This window comes from Tsukamurella paurometabola DSM 20162, assembly GCF_000092225.1.
Lineage (GTDB): Bacteria > Actinomycetota > Actinomycetes > Mycobacteriales > Mycobacteriaceae > Tsukamurella > Tsukamurella paurometabola.
Genome location: NC_014158.1, coordinates 734,791 through 752,365, shown reverse-complemented (window position 1 = coordinate 752,365; position 17,575 = coordinate 734,791). Strand labels below are relative to the sequence as shown.

Annotated in this window: 18 protein-coding genes; 5 read left to right on the top strand and 13 right to left on the bottom strand. The window is 69.1% G+C overall.

Going from position 1 to position 17,575, the window contains the following annotated elements:
- Positions 1–168: 168 nt before the first annotated feature.
- The 7 genes from TPAU_RS03605 to TPAU_RS03575 are packed head-to-tail and all read right to left on the bottom strand — an operon-like array spanning position 169 to position 6,519.
- The gene (locus tag TPAU_RS03605; RefSeq protein ID WP_083773911.1) at positions 169–978 is read right to left on the bottom strand and encodes a M48 family metalloprotease; all 810 of its coding nucleotides are present in this window, start codon (positions 976–978) and stop codon (positions 169–171) included.
- A 55-nt stretch (positions 979–1,033) separates the two neighbouring features.
- Positions 1,034–2,026, bottom strand: a complete 993-nt coding sequence (locus tag TPAU_RS03600; RefSeq protein ID WP_041944274.1) for a polyprenyl synthetase family protein — start codon at positions 2,024–2,026, stop codon at positions 1,034–1,036.
- A gap of 4 nt (positions 2,027–2,030) precedes the next feature.
- Positions 2,031–2,720 (bottom strand): demethylmenaquinone methyltransferase, encoded by a 690-nt coding sequence (locus TPAU_RS03595; protein WP_013125410.1) that lies wholly within the window; start codon positions 2,718–2,720, stop codon positions 2,031–2,033.
- A 10-nt stretch (positions 2,721–2,730) separates the two neighbouring features.
- The gene (locus TPAU_RS03590) at positions 2,731–3,885 is read right to left on the bottom strand and encodes a glycosyltransferase family 4 protein (protein ID WP_013125409.1); all 1,155 of its coding nucleotides are present in this window, start codon (positions 3,883–3,885) and stop codon (positions 2,731–2,733) included.
- Between the two features lie 38 nt (positions 3,886–3,923).
- Positions 3,924–4,406, bottom strand: a complete 483-nt coding sequence (locus TPAU_RS03585; RefSeq protein ID WP_013125408.1) for a DUF3592 domain-containing protein — start codon at positions 4,404–4,406, stop codon at positions 3,924–3,926.
- The gene (menD, locus tag TPAU_RS03580) at positions 4,403–6,049 is read right to left on the bottom strand and encodes a 2-succinyl-5-enolpyruvyl-6-hydroxy-3-cyclohexene-1-carboxylic-acid synthase (RefSeq protein ID WP_013125407.1); all 1,647 of its coding nucleotides are present in this window, start codon (positions 6,047–6,049) and stop codon (positions 4,403–4,405) included. The genes TPAU_RS03585 and menD overlap by 4 nt, the downstream gene beginning before the upstream one ends.
- A gap of 41 nt (positions 6,050–6,090) precedes the next feature.
- On the bottom strand, positions 6,091–6,519 hold the full coding sequence (locus TPAU_RS03575) for a MarR family winged helix-turn-helix transcriptional regulator (RefSeq protein WP_013125406.1): 429 nt from the start codon (positions 6,517–6,519) through the stop codon (positions 6,091–6,093).
- A gap of 74 nt (positions 6,520–6,593) precedes the next feature.
- Between TPAU_RS03575 and TPAU_RS03570 the strand changes: the two genes are divergently transcribed.
- Together TPAU_RS03570 and TPAU_RS03565 are read left to right on the top strand one after the other, a co-directional pair.
- The gene (locus tag TPAU_RS03570; protein WP_245537838.1) at positions 6,594–7,685 is read left to right on the top strand and encodes an AbrB family transcriptional regulator; all 1,092 of its coding nucleotides are present in this window, start codon (positions 6,594–6,596) and stop codon (positions 7,683–7,685) included.
- Positions 7,682–8,947 carry a saccharopine dehydrogenase family protein gene (locus TPAU_RS03565; protein ID WP_013125404.1) on the top strand — a complete coding sequence of 422 codons (1,266 nt, stop codon included), beginning with the start codon at positions 7,682–7,684 and terminating at the stop codon, positions 8,945–8,947. Before TPAU_RS03570 ends, TPAU_RS03565 begins: the two co-directional genes overlap by 4 nt.
- 39 nt (positions 8,948–8,986) lie before the next feature.
- On the opposite strand, the gene TPAU_RS03560 is transcribed toward TPAU_RS03565, so the two are convergent.
- Positions 8,987–9,247, bottom strand: coding sequence for a metal-sensitive transcriptional regulator (locus TPAU_RS03560; protein WP_013125403.1), 261 nt, complete (start codon positions 9,245–9,247; stop codon positions 8,987–8,989).
- Positions 9,248–9,374: 127 nt separating this feature from the next.
- On the opposite strand from TPAU_RS03560, the gene TPAU_RS03555 reads away from it, so the two are divergent.
- Positions 9,375–11,531: an MMPL family transporter gene (locus TPAU_RS03555; RefSeq protein WP_013125402.1), complete on the top strand. Its 2,157-nt coding sequence runs from the start codon at positions 9,375–9,377 to the stop codon at positions 11,529–11,531.
- Between the two features lie 273 nt (positions 11,532–11,804).
- Here the strand turns inward: TPAU_RS03555 and TPAU_RS21725 are convergent, their stop codons facing one another.
- Complete coding sequence (locus tag TPAU_RS21725; protein ID WP_013125400.1) at positions 11,805–12,287, bottom strand: hypothetical protein; 483 nt, start codon at positions 12,285–12,287, stop codon at positions 11,805–11,807.
- Positions 12,288–12,383: 96 nt separating this feature from the next.
- On the opposite strand from TPAU_RS21725, the gene TPAU_RS03545 reads away from it, so the two are divergent.
- Positions 12,384–12,845: a hypothetical protein gene (locus TPAU_RS03545; protein WP_041944273.1), complete on the top strand. Its 462-nt coding sequence runs from the start codon at positions 12,384–12,386 to the stop codon at positions 12,843–12,845.
- Between the two features lie 13 nt (positions 12,846–12,858).
- On the opposite strand, the gene TPAU_RS03540 is transcribed toward TPAU_RS03545, so the two are convergent.
- The 3 genes from TPAU_RS03540 to TPAU_RS03530 are packed head-to-tail and all read right to left on the bottom strand — an operon-like array spanning position 12,859 to position 15,636.
- Positions 12,859–13,842 carry an o-succinylbenzoate synthase gene (locus TPAU_RS03540; protein ID WP_425358564.1) on the bottom strand — a complete coding sequence of 328 codons (984 nt, stop codon included), beginning with the start codon at positions 13,840–13,842 and terminating at the stop codon, positions 12,859–12,861.
- Between the two features lie 18 nt (positions 13,843–13,860).
- On the bottom strand, positions 13,861–14,724 hold the full coding sequence (locus TPAU_RS03535; RefSeq protein WP_013125397.1) for a 3-hydroxyacyl-CoA dehydrogenase family protein: 864 nt from the start codon (positions 14,722–14,724) through the stop codon (positions 13,861–13,863).
- 24 nt (positions 14,725–14,748) lie between these two features.
- The gene (locus TPAU_RS03530) at positions 14,749–15,636 is read right to left on the bottom strand and encodes an SMP-30/gluconolactonase/LRE family protein (RefSeq protein WP_013125396.1); all 888 of its coding nucleotides are present in this window, start codon (positions 15,634–15,636) and stop codon (positions 14,749–14,751) included.
- 67 nt (positions 15,637–15,703) lie between these two features.
- Between TPAU_RS03530 and TPAU_RS03525 the strand changes: the two genes are divergently transcribed.
- Positions 15,704–16,630, top strand: a complete 927-nt coding sequence (locus TPAU_RS03525; protein WP_013125395.1) for a 1,4-dihydroxy-2-naphthoyl-CoA synthase — start codon at positions 15,704–15,706, stop codon at positions 16,628–16,630.
- A gap of 359 nt (positions 16,631–16,989) precedes the next feature.
- On the opposite strand, the gene TPAU_RS22830 is transcribed toward TPAU_RS03525, so the two are convergent.
- Entirely contained in the window at positions 16,990–17,550 is a 561-nt protein-coding gene (locus TPAU_RS22830; protein ID WP_147291053.1) for a hypothetical protein, read from the bottom strand.
- Between the last annotated feature and the right edge of the window lie 25 nt (positions 17,551–17,575).

The following is a 17,575-nucleotide window of genomic DNA, read 5'->3' as shown; positions in this document are numbered from 1 at the left end:
CGCGCGCGACGACGCCACTCATCCACAGGCCACGACGAGTATCCACAGCACTGTCGTCCTCTGCGCGACGCCCATCCGCGAGCGCTGCATCTACTCCCCCACGGCAGGCACGTCCCCCGGTGGGGGACGAAACGAAGACGTCGCCCGACGGTGGGGACGACGGTGCCGCTAGTCCATCAGGCTTTCGAGCCGACGGACGCGTTCCTCCAGCGGCGGATGGATACGGAACGCGCGGGCGTATCGCTCGCCTTCGCGGAACGGGCTGACCACCATGGCGTGGGCGTGGACGGCGATCTCGGGGTCGGGCGGCAGCGGCGCGGTGACCACCCCGGCGGCGGTCTTGCGCAGCGCGCGGATCAGGCCGGACGGATCGCCGGTGAGCAGCGCACCGTCGTGGTCGGCGCGGTACTCGGTGGTCCGCGACACACCCAGCCGGATCAGACCGCCCGCGATCGGAGCGAGCACCGAGAGCATGGCATCGACCACCCGGCTGCGCCGCGCTCCCCCGTCACCGAAACCGAGGAGGTAGCCGAAGCCGGCGAGGCCCACGATGACGGCGCCGATCGCTCCCGCCACCGACGAGACGAGGGTGTCGCGGGAATGGATGTGTGCCAGCTCGTGACCGAGGACGGCGCGCAGTTCCCGTTCGTCGAGCTGATCGATGAGTCCCTGGGTGCAGCACACCGCGGCGTGCGCGGGATCGTGCCCGGTGGCGAAGGAGTTGGGGGCCGCAGTCGGCGAGAGGTAGATCGCGGGCATCGGCTGCCGTGCGGCGATCGACAGCTCACGGACCACCTTGTAGAGCAGCGGTTGTTCCAGCTCGGACACGCGGCGGGCGTGCATGGCGCGCAGCGGCAGCGTCGGGCCCGACATGTAGAGATAGGTGCACAGGCCCGCGGCGCCGACGATCGCGACGATGAACCCCTCCTGCCCGAAGATCGCTCCGGTCGCCAGGACGAACCCCGCGACGAGCGTCATCAGCAGGGCGGTGCGGATCTGGTTGGCGTGGGCGTGCACTGCGGGACGAGCCGGGTCAGCCCAGGCGGGCGACCGTGAAGGTGACCAGCGATTCCAGCGCGGTGCGCGCCTCCGATTCGGGCAGCTGCGCCAACTCGGCGCGGGCGGTGTCCGCGTACCCGTCGAGGGTCACGCGGGCCTGCTTCATGCCCTCCGAGCGGCCGAGGATCTCGATCGCCTCGGCGACGAGCGCGTCATCGGTCACCGGCCCGACGAGGATCTCGCGAAGACGGTCACCGTCGGGGCCCTGGTCGCGTAGTGCGTGCAGCACGGGCAGAGTCCACACGCCCTCACGCAGGTCGGTGCCGGGCGTCTTGCCGGACTGCTGCGCGACGGAGCTGATGTCGATGATGTCGTCGCTGATCTGGAAGGCCATACCGATGGCATCGCCGATCCGGTACATGCGCTGCGCGAGATCTTCCTCGGCGCCGCCGTGCAGGGCGCCGAGCAGCCCGCAGGTGGCGATGAGGCTGCCGGTCTTGCCCCAGATGGTGTCCAGGTAGTGCTGCACGGGATCGGATTCGCCGGCGCCCTTCAGTTCGAGCATCTGCCCGGTGACCAGTTCGCCGAAGCATTTCGCGATCACGCCCACGGCGCGGGGGCCGAGGTCGGCGCCGAACGCGGAGGCGCGGGCGAACAGGTAATCGCCGGCCAGGATGGCGATCGAGTTGCCCCAGCGGGCGTTGGCCGACGGCGCTCCTCGGCGCGCGTCGGCCTCGTCCATCACGTCGTCGTGGTACAGCGTCGCGAGATGAGTGAGCTCCATCGCGGCCGCAGCGGTGATCACCTGGTCCGACATCGCGCCACCGATGCGGCCCGAGAGGATGGTGAACATGGGCCGGAAACGCTTGCCGCCGGCCTCGAACAGGTGCAGGGCCTCCTCGATCACGCAGCCGTCGGCCTCGGCGATGCCCTCGGCGATCACCTGCTCGACGCGAGCCAGATCGGCGCGGACACCCGCCGCGAACTCATCCGACCCGAGGTCGACTCCGGTCACCGTCTTCTCCACGACTTCAGCCTAGCGGGCGGACGGCACTGTGCAGCGCGACGATGCCGCCGGTCAGGTTGGTCCAGCGGACACGGCCCCAGCCGGACTCCTCGATGATCCGAGCGAGGGCGGCCTGATCGGGCCAGCTCTTGATGGATTCGGCCAGGTAGGTGTAGGCCTCGGGATTCGACGAGCCGCGGGCGACCACCTGGATGGCCTGCAATGCGACGTTTTCGTAAAGCGCGCGGAAGGCTCCGTTCGTGGGGGTGGAGAACTCGCACACCACGAGCCGGCCGCCGGGCCGGACCACCCGCGCCATCTCGCGCAGGCCGGCGGCGGTGTCCTGGACGTTGCGCAGACCGAAGGAGATGGTCGCGGCGTCGAAGGAATCGTCGGCGAAGGGCAGTGCCATCGCATCGCCCGCGACCATCGGCACCGGCCGGAAGGCGCCGGCGTGCAGCATGCCGGTGGAGAAGTCGCAGGCCGCGGCCCAGGCGCCGGAGCGGGCGAGCTCGACGGTGGAGACGCCGGTTCCGGCGGCGAGGTCGAGGACTTTCTCGCCCGGCTTGAGCTCCAGCAGCTGCCGGGTACGCCGCCGCCAGTAGCGGTCGAGTCCACCGGTCATCAGAGTGTTGGTGCGGTCGTATCGGCGGGCGACCCCGTCGAACATCGACGCGACCTCACCGGCCTCTTTCTTCAGGGATGCCCTCGCCATGCCCCGAAAGCTACACGACGGCGCGGCGCGGGCCGCTCGCCGCTGGTCCGGCGATCACGCTGTCGTAGTGCGCGAACAATTGGTTGCACAGCGCGGGCCAGGTGCGGGCGAGGACGGACTTGCGGGCGGCCTCGCCGAACCGGGCACGCAGGGCGGGGTCGGCGAGGGTGTCGATCACGCCGGGCAGCAGGTCGGCGAATTCGGCGGTGGGCAGCAGGTAGCCGTTGCGGCAGTGGCTGACGAGATCCCGCGGCCCGCCCTGGTCGGGGGCGATCGACGGTACGCCGGAGGCGAGGGCCTCCTGGACGGCCTGGCAGAAGGTCTCGTGCTCGCCGGGGTGCACGAAGACGTCGAGGGAGGCGTAGGCGGCGCCGAGCTCGGCGCCGCCGAGCTGGCCGGCGAACACCGCGCCCGGCAGCAGTGTGTCGAGCCGGGCCCGCTCGGGGCCGTCGCCCACGATGACCAGTTGCACGTCGTCGCGGTGCGCCAGGCCTGCCAGTCGCTCGACGTGTTTCTCCGCCGCCAGCCGCCCGACGAATCCGACCACTAATCGGTCGGGGCGCTCGCCCAGCCACTGCGCCCGCACCTCGGCACTGCGGTGCGACGGCGCGAAGCGCTCGGCGTCGACGCCGCGAGCCCACGTCTTCACCCGCGGTATGCGGTGGTCGCGCAGGTCGCGAACCGAGGCCGACGACGGTGCCAGGGTGAGGTCGCACTGCTTGTGCATCTGCCGGGTCCACCACCAGGCGGCGCGTTCGAGCGGTCCGAGGCCGTACGAGCCGGCGAATCCGGCGACATCGGTCTGGAAGATCGCGACGGTGGGAATGCCCAGGCGCTTGGCCGCGGCGAGGCCGCCCGCACCGAGGAAGTAGGGCGAGGCGAGGTGCACCACGTCGGGCCGGAACTCGCGCAGTACGTCGACGAGGAGCATGCCCGGCTGGCCGATCGGCAGCGATGAGATGCGCGGCAGCATTCGGGCGGGCACTCGGTAGACGGGGAATCCGAGGTGTTCGAGCGGGGCGGGAGCCTCGCCCGCGACGGTGTCGGGCGCGATGACGATGGCCTCGGTGCCGGTGCGCCGGCAGTGTTCGAGCACCCGCAGCACCGAGTTGGTCACTCCGTTGACGTTCGGCAGGAAGGATTCCGCGACGATGGCGATACGCACGTCGGTCAGTGTGTCGGGGGCGGGTGCCGTGACGTGGCCTATCGGTTGTCGGTCGTCGGAACGTCGGGTGAACTGTCGGTCACCGAAGCATCCGGTTCCTCGTCGGCGGTGCGCCGGTAGGTGACGGCGATGAGCGTCATGATCGACCCGACCACGAGCCAGGTGACACAGGCCACGGATGCCGCGGGCAGGATCGCGACGTGGGCGTCGCGGCCGGCGACGCGCACCAGTTCGGGGTCGTCGCGGTTGTATTCGACCTGGATGCGATCGCCGACGGTGAGCCCGCTCGGGTACAGCACGCCGAGCGGCGGATTGTGGTTCACACCGTCGGGTGTGTAGAAGCTGATGGTCGAGCGGCGTGGCCCGGCGGAGAGCACTTCGGCGGTGGTGGCGCCGAGGTTCTTCTCGATGCTGCGGTCGTCACGCCAGGCGGCGAGCACGAGCACCACGCACAATCCCGTGATGAGGATGGCGGCCCACAGCAGGACCAGTTGGACCCGCCGCAGGGCGGTGCGGCTCACCGGCCGTCCCCCGCGATCCGGGCTCGCATGCCGGCGTGCAGGGCGCGCAGACCGGACCGCTGGGTGCGTACCTCGACCACTCGCATCCCGGGTTCGGCGGCGATGGCGGCGAGGTCGTCGACCTCGGCGAGCCGGTAGTCGATGCCGTAGGCGGCGCAGAGGGAGGCCAGGTCGGTGCCGTGCGGGGTGCCGAAGACGCGGGCGGCGGCACCGTCGTACTCGGCGCCGGAGTACCGCTCCTCCCCCTGTTCGAGCAGGTTGAAGATGCCGCCGCCGTTGTCGTTGGCCACCACGATGGTGAGATCGCGCGGCCGCGGCTCCTCGGGCCCGATGAGCAGGCCGGAGGCGTCGTGCACGAAGGTGAGGTCGCCCATCAGGGCGATGGTGCGGGTGTCGGGCGCGGCGAGCGCCGCGCCGACGGCGGTGCTCACGGTGCCGTCGATGCCGGCGACGCCGCGGTTGGAGAGGACCGTGACGCCGGGCGGGACGTCGCCGGCGAGGGCCACATCGCGCACGGGGTTGGAGGCACCCACCACGAGTTGGTCGCCGGGGCGCAGTGCCGCGCAGACGGCGCGGGCCACGTGCAGGCCGGTGACGGGTTCGGCGGCGAGGCCGTCGGTGACGGCGGCGCGGGCCAGACGATCGGCCTCGGCGCAGCGGGCGAGCCAGGCCTCGTCGGGATCGCCGACGGGGACCACGCGGGTGCCGGTGGCGGCGACGTTGCCGGAGACGTCGGGCCAGCGGGGCCCGGTGGTGACGGCGTAGACGGTGACACCGGGATCGGCGAGGAGTGCGCTGACCTCGCGGTGCAGGGTGGGCCGGCCGCAGATGATGGCCTGCCGGGGCCGCAGCAGCGGCAGCGCCCATGGGTGCAGCGGGTTCTTCGGCTGCGGCGCTGTGGGTTCCGCGACGGTCGGCAGGTGCGCGAGGGCCGGATTCGCGCCGGCTCCGTGTCCGGAGATGACCACGGTGTCCGGGCTCAGGTCGATGGGCAACGGCACGTCGAGAGTGGCGACGGGGGCCACCGTCCAGGGGCCGCCGTCGGGCCGTCCCTGAGCGAGGGCGGGCGAGGGATCGTCGGGGACGAGGGGTTCGCGCAGCGGGATGTCGAACTGGACGGGGCCGGCGTTGCCGGTGCGGGCACCGCGGGCGGCGGCGAGGGCGCGGCAGACGGCACTGCGCCACTGGGAGTTCCGGTCCAGGCCGGGCTCGGCGAGACCGAGGGACAGGCAGGCGCGCACCTGGGTACCGAAGATGCCGAACTGTTCGACGGTCTGGTTAGCCCCGGAGCCGAGCAGCTCGTACGGCCGGTTGGCACTGATCACCAGGAGCGGGACACGGGCGTAGTTGGCCTCGTAGACGGCGGGGCTCAGGTTCGCGACCGCGGTGCCGGAGGTCATGATCACGGCGACGGGGCGCCGGGTGGCGGCCGCGATACCGACGGCGAGGAATCCCGCGGTGCGCTCGTCGATCCGTACGTGCAGCCGCAGGTCACCGCGGACGTCGGCCGCGTGCACGGCGAAGGCGAGCGGCGCGTTGCGCGAGCCCGGGCAGAGCACGATGTCGGTGACGCCCCCACGGACCAGTTCGTCCACGATCACCCGCGCCTGCAGCGTGGACGGGTTGGGTACGGCGTTCTGCATGGCGACCACCTTACGACCGCGGGGACCGGCGGTGGCGCGGGTCAGCCGTCGGCGAGCTTGGCGAGGATGGGAGCGGCGAGCAGGACGACATCGCGTTCGAGTGGTGTGAGCCTGGTGTTCATGGCGTCCTCGAGCCAGGCGTTGCGCACCTCGCGGTCGGCCAGGACGGCGGCGCGGCCGGTGGGCGTGAGCTCGACGTACTGCTTGCGACGGTCCTTCTCGTCGCGGCGGCGGTGCACGAGCCCGGCGTCGGCGAGGGCGTTGAGTGCGGGGGTGAGGGTCTGGGCGCGCACGCCGTGGGTCTGAGCCAGGTCGGCCGGCGTGGCGGGCCCGTGGCGTTCGAGGCCACCGAGGATCAGGTGGTGGGTCTCGGGGATGGGGGCTCCGGTGCCGGGGTCTGCCCGACGGTGCGCGCGTAGCTCGCGGGAGAGCGAGTGAACGGCGTAGCGGAGGTCGCTGACATCAGACATATCAAGAGTTTACTTCATACTTTTGCTCTTTTTGCGAGTTGTCAGCGCGATTAGCTAAGAGCATGCTTGTAGTTGTGTCACGTCTTTCCACCTCCGCCCGGCGCTGGGCCCTGCTCTGCGCGAGTTCGTGCGCGCTGGCGATATGCCTGGCCCGGCTGGGCGTTCCGAGCGCACCACTGTTCGCCGCGCTCGTGTGCGCGATCGCGATTGCCCTGGCGGGCCGCTCCCCCGGCGATATCCCGCGACCGGCGCAGTACGCAGCGCAGGGTGTGCTCGGCGCGTACATCGGGACGCTGATGCAGGCCCACACCGTGGCCGCTCTGGGCACACGGTGGCCGGCGGCTCTGCTCATCGGGCTGGCCACGCTGCTGCTCTCGGTCGCCGCGGGCGCATTGCTCGGCCTGCACCGGGATACGGATTCGATCACGGGGTCGCTTGCGCTGGTGGCGGGCGGGGCGTCGGGCCTGGTGGCGATCGCCCGGGAGCTCGGTGGCGACGAGACCACGGTCGCGGTGGTGCAGTACCTGCGGGTGATCCTGGTGACGGTGTCGCTCCCGGTGGTGGCGGCGTTGTATCCGCACGTCGCGGGCGCCTCGTCCGCTCTGACCTCCGGCCCGGGTCGGCCGTGGTGGTTCGACCTCGGTTTCACGGCGGCGTGCGTGGTCGCGGGTGTCGTGTTGGGCCGTCTCTCGCACCTGCCCGCGGGCGGGCTGCTGGGCCCGCTGTTGATCTCGGCGACGGCATCGCTCACCGGCATCGCCACCGGTGCCACGGTGCCGTGGATCCTGGTGGCGGCCGGCTATCTGGTGATCGGCTGGCAGGCGGGCGTCGGCTTCACGCGCGAGGCACTGCGCAGTCTCGCCCGCCTGTTGCCGTGGGCCACGATCCTCGTCATCGCCATCGGGGCAGGTTGTGCCGCATTGGGTTTCGCACTGTCGGCAATGACGGGCGTGCCTCTACTCGACGGCTATCTCGCGACCACGCCGGGCGGCATCTACGCGGTACTGGCGGTGGCCGCGTCGTCGAACGTGGACATCACGTTCATCGTGGCGGCGCAGCTGATCCGGGTGATGGCGATGCTGTTCCTGGCGCCCGCGGCGGCCCGCGGCTTCCAGCGGTGGCGTGGAACACACCGCAGTGCGAACGCTGCTAACATCACGGTATGACTGCGGGTACCCGGGAATTCGACATCATCGTCTTCGGCGCCACCGGATTCGTCGGCGAGCTCACGGCCCGGCATCTGGCCTGGCATGCGCCCACCGGGGTCAAGATCGCGCTCGCGGGACGCTCGCAGGACAAGCTCGAGAAGGTGCGGGCCCGGCTCGGCGGCGATGCCGCGGACTGGGGCATCGTGACCGCGGATGTCGACGCCCCCTCGACGGTGGACGCCATGGTCGCCCGCACCACCGTGCTGTGCACCACCGTGGGCCCATACGCGAAGTACGGCGAGATCGTGGTGGGCGCGTGCGTCAACGCGGGCACGCACTACACCGACCTCACGGGCGAGGTGCTGTTCGCCCGCCGCTCGATCGACAAATTCCACGAGCAGGCCGCAGCGAACGGCACCAAGATCGTGCACTCGTGCGGATTCGACTCGATCCCTTCGGATCTGGGGACGTACCTGCTGTACGAGCGGGCCCGGGCCGACGGTGCCGGCACCCTCGGCCCCACCACACTGGTGATCCGTTCGATCCGCGGCGGCGCGAGCGGCGGCACCATCGCGTCGGCGATCGGTCTCGCCGACGAGGTGACCGCGGACCGCGAGGCACGGCGGATCGCGGGACGGCCGCATTCGCTGTCCGTCGATCCCAGCCGGGAGACGCCCACGCAGCCGGGCGATCTGTCGGTGGTCGCCGGGGCATCGGTGGATCCGTCACTGTCGGGCAGCCTGGCCCCGTTCTTCATGGCCAGCTACAACACTCGGGTGGTGCGGCGCTCGAACGGGCTGCTGGACTTCGCATACGGCCCCGACTTCAGTTATCGCGAGACGATGGCGATCCCGGGTCCGTCGGCGGTCTCGAAGGTGGGTTCCCGTGTGGTACAGGGCGCGTTGGCGTTCGGCATGGGCGCACTGGCGATCAAGCCGCTGCGGCCAGTGCTCGACCGCATCCTGCCGCAGCCGGGTCAGGGGCCCAGCGAGAAGTCCCAAGCGAAGGGCAAGTTCATCGCCGATGTGTACTCGCGTACCACGAACGACCGGCGCTACCGGTCAACGATCGGAGCGGACCTGGACCCCGGTTACAGCGGCACGGCGGTGATGCTGGGCGAGTCCAGCCTCGCACTGGCCCTCGACGGGGACGCGGCGCGCGGCGGGGCCACGCTGCCCGATCGCGGCGGCGTGCTGACCCCGGCGGTCGCGCTGGGTGATGCGCTGGCGGACCGGCTGCGAGCCCAAGGATTCACCGTCACGGTGGACGAACTCACCTAGATACCGCCGGCCGCAGCGCCCGAACCCGATCCGCATGGCCTAGGCGAGGGCCAGGAACAACTTCTCCAGCTTGTGCTGGTCGACGTTCTCCGGCCCCTCGGTGGCGATGCAGTGCTGCAATCCGGTGGCGACGAGCGCGTAGCCACTGCGGCCGAGCGCCTTGTTCACCGCGGCGAGCTGGGTGAGGACGTCCTCGCACTCCTCCCCTTCTTCGAGCATCCGAATCACAGTGGCGAGGTGTCCGTGCGCGCGCTTGAGCCGCGTCACGATGGGCTTGGCACCCTCCTCGGGAATCTTCATCGGGCCAACCTCCGCGTGGTGCTCGTCGCCGACGCCGGCCGTCCCGACATCTCATCCATTGTACAACCCCCTAGGGGGATGTTACGTTCTCAGTATCCCCCCAGGGGGATACTGAGAGGAGACTTCCGTGCCGCAGAGCACCCATGACGCACCGTCCACCACCGCTCGCCCGTCGACACCGGGACCGCTCGCCCGCCTCGGCGGATGGGTGGTCGATCATCGCCGCGGGGTGTCCGTGGTGTGGGTGCTCGCGATCATCGCGCTGGGCGTGTTCGCCCCGTTCGTCGAGAAGAACCTCTCCGGTGCCGGATGGCAGGCGAACGGCTCCGAGTCGGTGCAGGCGCGCGAGGCCGCACAGGCCCACTTCGGCGGCAATGCGAGCCATGCGATCCAGGTGGTCGTGAGCAGTACCGGAGCGACACTCGACCGGAGCGACGGCCCACGGGTGCTCGCGCGGGTCACCGAGATCCTGCGCGCCGATCCGCGGATCGGCGAGATCATCGCGCCGCAGCCGGGCGCCTCACTCAGCGCCGATGGCCGCACCGCCGTGATCCTGGGCGGCGCCGGCGCCGACACCAACGAGATGGTGCGCGCAGCAACCGATCTGAAAGACCCTCTGCGGGCAGTCTCGGTGGGTGACATCACGGTCAGCCCCACCGGTTCGTCGATGCTGTGGTCGGACTTCAATGCCGCCAACCTCTCCGCGATGCTGAAGTCGGAGATGCTGTCCTGGCCGGTGACGCTCGCGATCCTCGTGCTGGCCTTCGGCACACTGGTCGCGGCGGGCCTGCCGCTGGCGCTGACACTGGCCGGATTGGTCGCATCCGCCGGATCACTCGTGTTGATCAACGAGATCGTGCCGGTGTCGATCTGGGCGATGAACTTCGCGATGATGTTCTCGCTCGCGCTGGGCATCGACTACGCATTGTTCCTCGTGGTGCGGTATCGGGCCGCCCGCATGGAACAGCGTCTGTCACGACGGGATTCGATCGCACAGATGATGGACACCGCGGGGAAGGCGGTGCTGCTCTCCGGGATCACCGTGCTGATCTCGCTGTCCGCCGTGATGCTGGTCCCGTCGCCGTCGTTCCGCTCGATGGCCGGCGGCATCATGCTCTCGGTCGTGTTCATCCTGGCCGCCACGCTCACGCTGCTTCCCGTGATCCTGTTCGCACTCGATATGCGGATCAACAAGCTACCGATCCCCTGGGCACAGGCCGCCACGCATCGCTCGCCGCGGTTCGAGAGCTGGGGAAACCGGCTGTGGCGCAACCCTCTCGCGTGGGGCGGCGGCGCGCTCGCGATCCTGATCGCCCTCGCCGTCCCGGTCGTCGGCCTGAAGACCGCGATGCCGTCGATCACCGTGCTCCCCGAGAATGCCAGTGCCCGTGTCGGATACGACGAGGTGCAGCGCGCCTTCGGTCCCGGAGCCCCGGGGACTCTGCAGATCGTGGTGCCCACTGCCGAGGCTCCCGCTGCCGGGCGCGTGCTCCGCGCCGACCCCGGCATCGCCGGCGCCGTGCCCGCAATAGCTGCGGCCGACGCGAGTGGGCTCAGCCTGATCTCAGCCGTCCCCGCCGTCGATCCGTCCGATCCGGCGCTGACCGGCACCGTCGACCGGCTCCGGGACGCGTTACCCGGCGGTGCCCTGGTCGGCGGTGCGGCGGTCGAGAACATCGACCTGAAGAAGCAACTCGATACCTCGACCCCGCTGGTGATCGGCATCGTGTTGGCGTTGGGTTTCGTGCTCCTGCTGGTCGCGCTGCGGGCGCCGCTGATCGCACTGCTCGGCACCGTGGTGAGCCTGCTGTCCACAGCCGCCGCATTCGGCGTCGCCCGGCTGATCTTCCAGGACGGGATCGGCGCCGCCCTGCTCGGATTCGAACCACAGGGATTCTTGGATGCCTGGGCGCCGGTGTTCTTCTTCGCCATGATCTTCGCCATCGCGATGGACTACACGGTGTTCCTGCTCTCCTCGGCGAAGGAGCACTGGGAGCGCACCGGCGATCCCCAGCGGGCGATGGTCGGCGCGATGGCCCAGTCCGGGCGCGTGATCTTCGCAGCGGGTGGCGTGATGGTGGCCGTGTTCTTCACCTTCGCGCTGTCTGGGCCGCTGCCGCCGAAGGAGATGGGAGTGATCCTCGGTATCGCGGTGCTGCTCGATACCTTCCTGGTGCGGTTGATCCTGCTGCCCGTGCTGCTGCGCCTCGCCGGTCCCCGCGCGTGGGCCTGCCCCGCGCCGCTGGCCCGGGTGCTACCGAACATCAGCTTCGCGCACGACTGACCTTCCCGGCGGCGCGGATGGATACCATTGTCATGCGCGCATCGCGGTGCTCCGCGAGTTCGCCGGTGCCACGGAATCGGAGGAGAAACCATGTGCCACGCCGTCCCCTGCCGCACCTGCGGGAAGACCACCTGGGCGGGGTGCGGGTCACACGTCGACGCCGTGCGCGCCATGGTTGCGCCCCAGGACTGGTGCGGCGGCCACGACGCCGCACCCGCGGAGTCCACGACCGGCCGACGATTCCCCTGGTTCCGATAGGCGATCCCCTTGGGGTCAGGCGCCCGAGGGCGGCGCCTGCTTGGAGCGGTCCTCGGCGGCGATCAGAGTGGCCACCGTGTGCTGCGCCTGACGAATGCCGACCGCATAGACCTTCTCCTCGGGCGTCGCCTCACTGAGCGCGAAGTCGAATTCGCGACTGCTCGCGAGTTGGTCGGCAGCCTCGGCGAAGCGGCCCTGCCGACGGTAGCCGTCGGCCAGATTGAGGCGCAGTGAGGACATGAACCCGGCCACGGTGAGCGTGGGATACACGGCCTGCAGGTCGGCATCGGAGACGTTGATGGACTCGCGCAGGCATAGTTCATCCCACGCCACCTCGTCGTCGAGCTCCTCCTGGACATCGGCGATGTAGTGGGCCGCGATGCAGCGCGATGCATGATCATCCTCGTCGAGGCTGGCCCACAGCGCGTCCAGCTTCGCCTTCTTCTCCGCCGGTTCGGCCGCCAGCGCGGCGCTCACTTCGCTGATCAAGTTCTCCACACCCCGGACCCTAGACCACGTCGCCGACACGCTCAGGATGTGCGGTTTCCGTCCGTTCCCGGGGCGATGATGCGCCCGCACCGATACAAAGGTCTGATGAGACGATTACTGGTGGCCGTCGTCACAGCACTCACCCTGACGCTGATGGGGACTCCCGCGGCACAGGCGGCGGATCCCGAGGCCGCGATCGCCCGCGGAATGTCACTGGTCGGGACCGATACCTTCGGTGAGTACGGGTGCGAAGACTTCGTCGACTTCGCGTACGGCCGCACCACCGCCAACGGAATCCCCCGTGACCACGCGCGATCGTTCTACGAGGCATTGGCAGCCAAAGGCCTGGGCCACTCCGCACTTCCGGCGCCACGCGGCGCTCTCGTTTTCACCCAGAGCGACTACGGGTATCACGTCGACATCTCGCTGGGCGACGGGACGTATCTCAGCGGTGGCGTGCAGGGCCTGGCGCGGGGGCTCGGGGACGGCAGCCAGATCCAGGTGATCTCGGCACCGAATCCGCGACCGCACCGGCTCCTGGGATGGGCCTACGCTCCCTGGAAGTAGCACCGTCGGCGGGTCAGAGCAGGGCGGCGCACCGTCGCATCCGATCGAGCCACCAGTCGCGGCGCTCCCCCGTCTCCTCGACCGCGGCGATGGCTTCCTCGCTCGGGTCGACGGCGGCCACCCGGAGCGCACCGTCGACCACGGGATGCGTGCCGAGGTCCGCGGTGAAGAAGCCGCCGGTCCCGAGACCGGCGGCGTTGCCGTCGGGGATCGCCGCGGCCGCGGCGATGCCAGCGGTGAGGCCGACCGCGGTGTCGAGCGCGGAAGAGACCGTGACCCGGACCCCGGCGGCGGCGCGGAGCTTGGCCGCCATGTCGAGCACCGCACGGACACCACCCAGCGGCGGTACCTTGACGATCGCCACATCAGCGGCGCCGAGTTCGGCGACCCGCATCGGATCATCTGCGCGGCGGATGGATTCGTCGGCGGCGATATCGCAAGCGCCGTCCAGCAGACCGCGCACCTCGGCGAGCTCCTCCACGGTGGCGCAGGGCTGTTCGGCGTAGTCGAGGGGGCCTTGTTCCAGGATGCGGGTGATCACGGCGAGGGCCTGCGGAACCGTCCAGCCGCCGTTGGCGTCGATCCGGACGGCACCGTCGGGCCCGAGCGCTGCGCGCACGGCAGCCACGCGGGCCACGTCATCGTCAGCACTCTGCCCCTTCTCCGCCACCTTCACCTTGGCGACGCGGCAGCCGGGGAACCGCGCGAGAACCTCGGGGACCTGCGCGGCGGCGACGGCCGGGACGGTCGCGTTGATCGGGACGACGGTGCGCAGTGGCTCCGGGAAACCCTGATACGCGGCCTCGATGCCGGCGCGTAGCCAGAGGGCCGATTCGGCGTCGCCGTATTCGGCGAAGGGCGCGAACTCACCCCATCCCGCCGGCCCGCGGAACACCACCGCTTCACGAGCAGTGATGCCGCGGAAGCGGACCCGCATCGGCACGGTCACCACGCGGGCGGAGGCGGTGAGTTCATCGATGTCGACCACGCCCACCAGGGTAGGGGGTCGCGGGCGTTAGGCGCCGTAGTCGTAGAAACCTGCGCCCGACTTGCGACCGAGGCGGCCGGTGTCCACGTACTCGTGCAGCAGGCGGCGCGGCCCCTCGGGGAGGTGCGGATTCTCGGCCGCGTAGTGATTCTCGATATCGAGGACCACATCGAGACCCACATCGTCCATCATCTGTAAGGGACCGAAGGGCATGTGCCAGTTGGCCTTGAACATGCCATCGACATCGTCGGGGGTGGCGACCCCCTCGGCCACCACGGCGAGCGATTCGCGTTTGATGGCGGCCCAGATGCGATTGAAGATGAAGCCTGTGCTCTCCTTCTTCGCCTCGAACGGGAGCACACCGAATTCGGGCAGGATCGCCAGCAGCGAGTCGATCAGCTCGCGGGAGGTCTGTCCGTCGGACATCAGGTCGACGGCGTTCGCGGTGGGCGGCATGTAGAAGTGCATGTTGAGGAACCGCGTCTGATCGGCGATCCGCTCGTTCATGAGCCGGGAGGCGTACGAGCTGGAGTTGGTGGCGAGCACGGCGTCGGCGGGTGCCGCGCCGTCGATCTGCCCCCACAGCGGGATCTTGATGTCGAGACGTTCCGGGACGGCCTCGACCACGAGCCAGGCGTCGCGTACCGCCGTGGCGAGATCGTCGTGGGCCACGGCACGTCCCAGCGCGCCGGTGCCCCTGCGAGTAATGACCCCCGGAAGCGTGTGGGCCACATAGTCGACGGCGGCCTGGGCCTGGGTGGTATCGGGGTCGTAGACGCGCGCCTCGCCGCCGCGGCTGCAGAACATGAGGGCGATGCGGCGGCCCAGGGTGCCGGCGCCGATCACGGCGACGGGTCGAGTCTTGATCGCATCGAAGGTGAATGCGTTCATGTCTTCTCCTGTTCGGGAAGGGTCTCAGGCGCGGGTGATGCCGGAGATCGGGGTGCCGAGGTCGGCGAGCAGGGCGACGTCGCCGGTGCTCAGGACTACCCGGTGGATGCCGCCACCGAGGTCGGAGACGTAGGCGATATCGTGCTGCTCGTCGACGATGAGTCCGATGGCCTCGTGGAAACCGGTGGCGAGGACCTCCGGCTCGCTCCCCGCGGCGCCGGCCGCCGGAATCGGGGACCGGTTGAGGGAGTTGCCATTCGGGGCGGCGCCGCGATCGGTCCAGTACAGCGTGTCACCCACGATGTCGAGGTCGATGGGTTCGGGCAGTCCGTCCCACAGCACCTCGATATCGGTGCGGTTGTCGGCGGTCTCGCCGGCGGGCAGGTCGAGCCCAACGCGGAGGATGCGGCCCCGGCCGCCCTTGGCCGGACCCTTCTGGCTCCAGTAGAGGTACCCGCGGCTGGGATCGACGGCGACGCCGACACATTCGGCACGTCGGTCGGGTTGCGGCTGATTGATCACCAGCTCGGTGAGACCGGAGCCGTCGAGGTCGATCCGGCTCACGCGGCAGCCCTCCCGGTCGCCCCAGTAGAGACGGGTGCCGTCGGTGGCGAGTTGCTTACCGGTGGTGATGTCGCCGGGCGCGGTGAGATCGCGGACATCGGTGCCGTCGAGGTTCGCGGAGTGGACGCCGCCGTTGCGGGCGGAGTAATCGAGTCCGGCCTCACCGGGGTTGTCCGGGTCGACGACGGGGCGCCCCATAGTGGTCCAATACATGCGGTCGCCGAGCACGACCACGCCGTCGGGACTCTCCCCCGGCGCGCCACGCCGGAGGGTGGTGACGGCACCGTCGAGCGTGACCCGGAAGATTTCGGCGCTGCGCACGCCGAGCGCGATAATTGCTTCGGTCATTTAATCAACCGTACGCCGGGGTCGAGTCCCCACCACCCGGCGGGGCGGCGACAGTAGAGTCGGACGCGTGACTTTCAACCCCGAGCTGTGGAAGCCCGTTGCGGGCTTCGAGGACCTGACGGACATCACCTACCACCGGCACATCACGCAGGGAACGGTGCGCGTCGCGTTCGACCGGCCGGAGGTGCGTAACGCCTTCCGCCCGCACACCGTGGACGAGTTGTATCGCGCTCTCGATCACGCGCGGCGGTCGGCCGATGTGGGTGCGGTATTGCTCACCGGGAACGGTCCGGCACCCAAGGACGGCGTGTGGTCGTTCTGTTCGGGTGGCGATCAGCGGATTCGCGGGCGCAGCGGGTATCAGTACGCGACCACGCACGATTCGGATGTCGAGGCGGCGACCGCCGACGGTGTCGACGAGGCCCGGGTGAAGGCCGAGGGCGGGCGGCTGCACATCCTGGAGGTGCAGCGACTGATCCGGTTCATGCCGAAGGTGGTGATCGCCCTGGTGAACGGGTGGGCCGCCGGCGGCGGTCACTCGCTGCACGTGACCTGCGATCTGACGCTGGCTTCGCGCGAGCACGCCAAGTTCAAGCAGACCGACGCCGATGTGGGCAGCTTCGACGCCGGGTACGGCAGTGCCTATCTCGCGAAGCAGGTGGGAAACAAGTTCGCGCGCGAGATCTTCTTCCTGGGCGATGTGTACAGCGCCGAGGACATGCACCGCATGGGTGCGGTGAACCGGGTGGTCGATCATGCCGAACTGGAGAACGTCGCGCTGGAATGGTCCGCGAAGATCCTGGGCAAGAGCCCCCAGGCGCAGCGAATGCTGAAGTACGCCTTCAACCTTCCCGACGACGGCCTCGTGGGGCAGCAGCTCTTCGCCGGCGAGGCGACCCGTCTGGCCTACATGACCGACGAGGCTGTGGAAGGCCGCGACTCATTCCTGGAGAAGCGCGCCCCCGACTGGTCGCCATTCCCCTGGTACTACTGATCGTCGAGGTGGAGCGGCGATCGCGTACGTCACAGATTGACTCGCAACAGAATTGACTGAAAATAGGATGCTCACAGGAGCGGCGTTAGCTGGATTCTTGGACGCGCTAGTGAACCGCGGACTCGTTGAGAATGCCCCCAGGACAATACCGACCTTCCTGTTATTCCAAGTCGTCAGGAACCATATTTTTACGCAGGGCAAAGAGTAGAAGTAGGCGCCGAGGCACGAACTCAGGATTGCCATGCCGTTCGCCACCGGCGCCGTTTCTCCTTAGTTACCGTCGATGTACGAGCGCCAACTTGCACCTGTCAATCTAAGCACTCGAAGTGTGATTGGTGACCGCGAGGCCCCATATCGATTCAGACCGCCGATACCAGATCGTTGAAGTTGCTCGGCAATGCATCTCCAGAGCGGAGGCCCAAGTCTTTCATCACCCGCAGTGCTTTTGCACAGTAGATCAGGTAACCGACAGTGTCGACTGCATTCGTCGCCCTATCACTGGGATCCTCCAACCCAGAAACAAACTGAGGAGGGTCAACTGGTACACATTCAGACTCACCGATCGAGGAGAGCCCTGCGGACGAAAGCCACGATTCAAACAAGGGCGCTTCGACCGCATTCAGCATCGCCTCACTAGGCAACAGTCGCACGAAAGTCGCGAGGTCGACAGTCTGATCATTTCCCATTGTCGATGGATCAAAAATCCAGACGCGCGCAGAGGGAGCCTCTTGGTTAGCTTCTACCCAGTATTGAACACCCCGCCAGTCGCCGGAAATTACTCGCGCCTGTTTTCCTAATATTGCGCTAACGATCCCTGAAATATCGCGCGCGCGCGCAGCGTCATACACCTGCATCGCACCATTTCCGATCGAGACGAACGCGTCCCCGCCAGAAGGATTGCCAGATTCAACCGTTGCCATGTGCCTCAACTTTCGACCGTGTTCG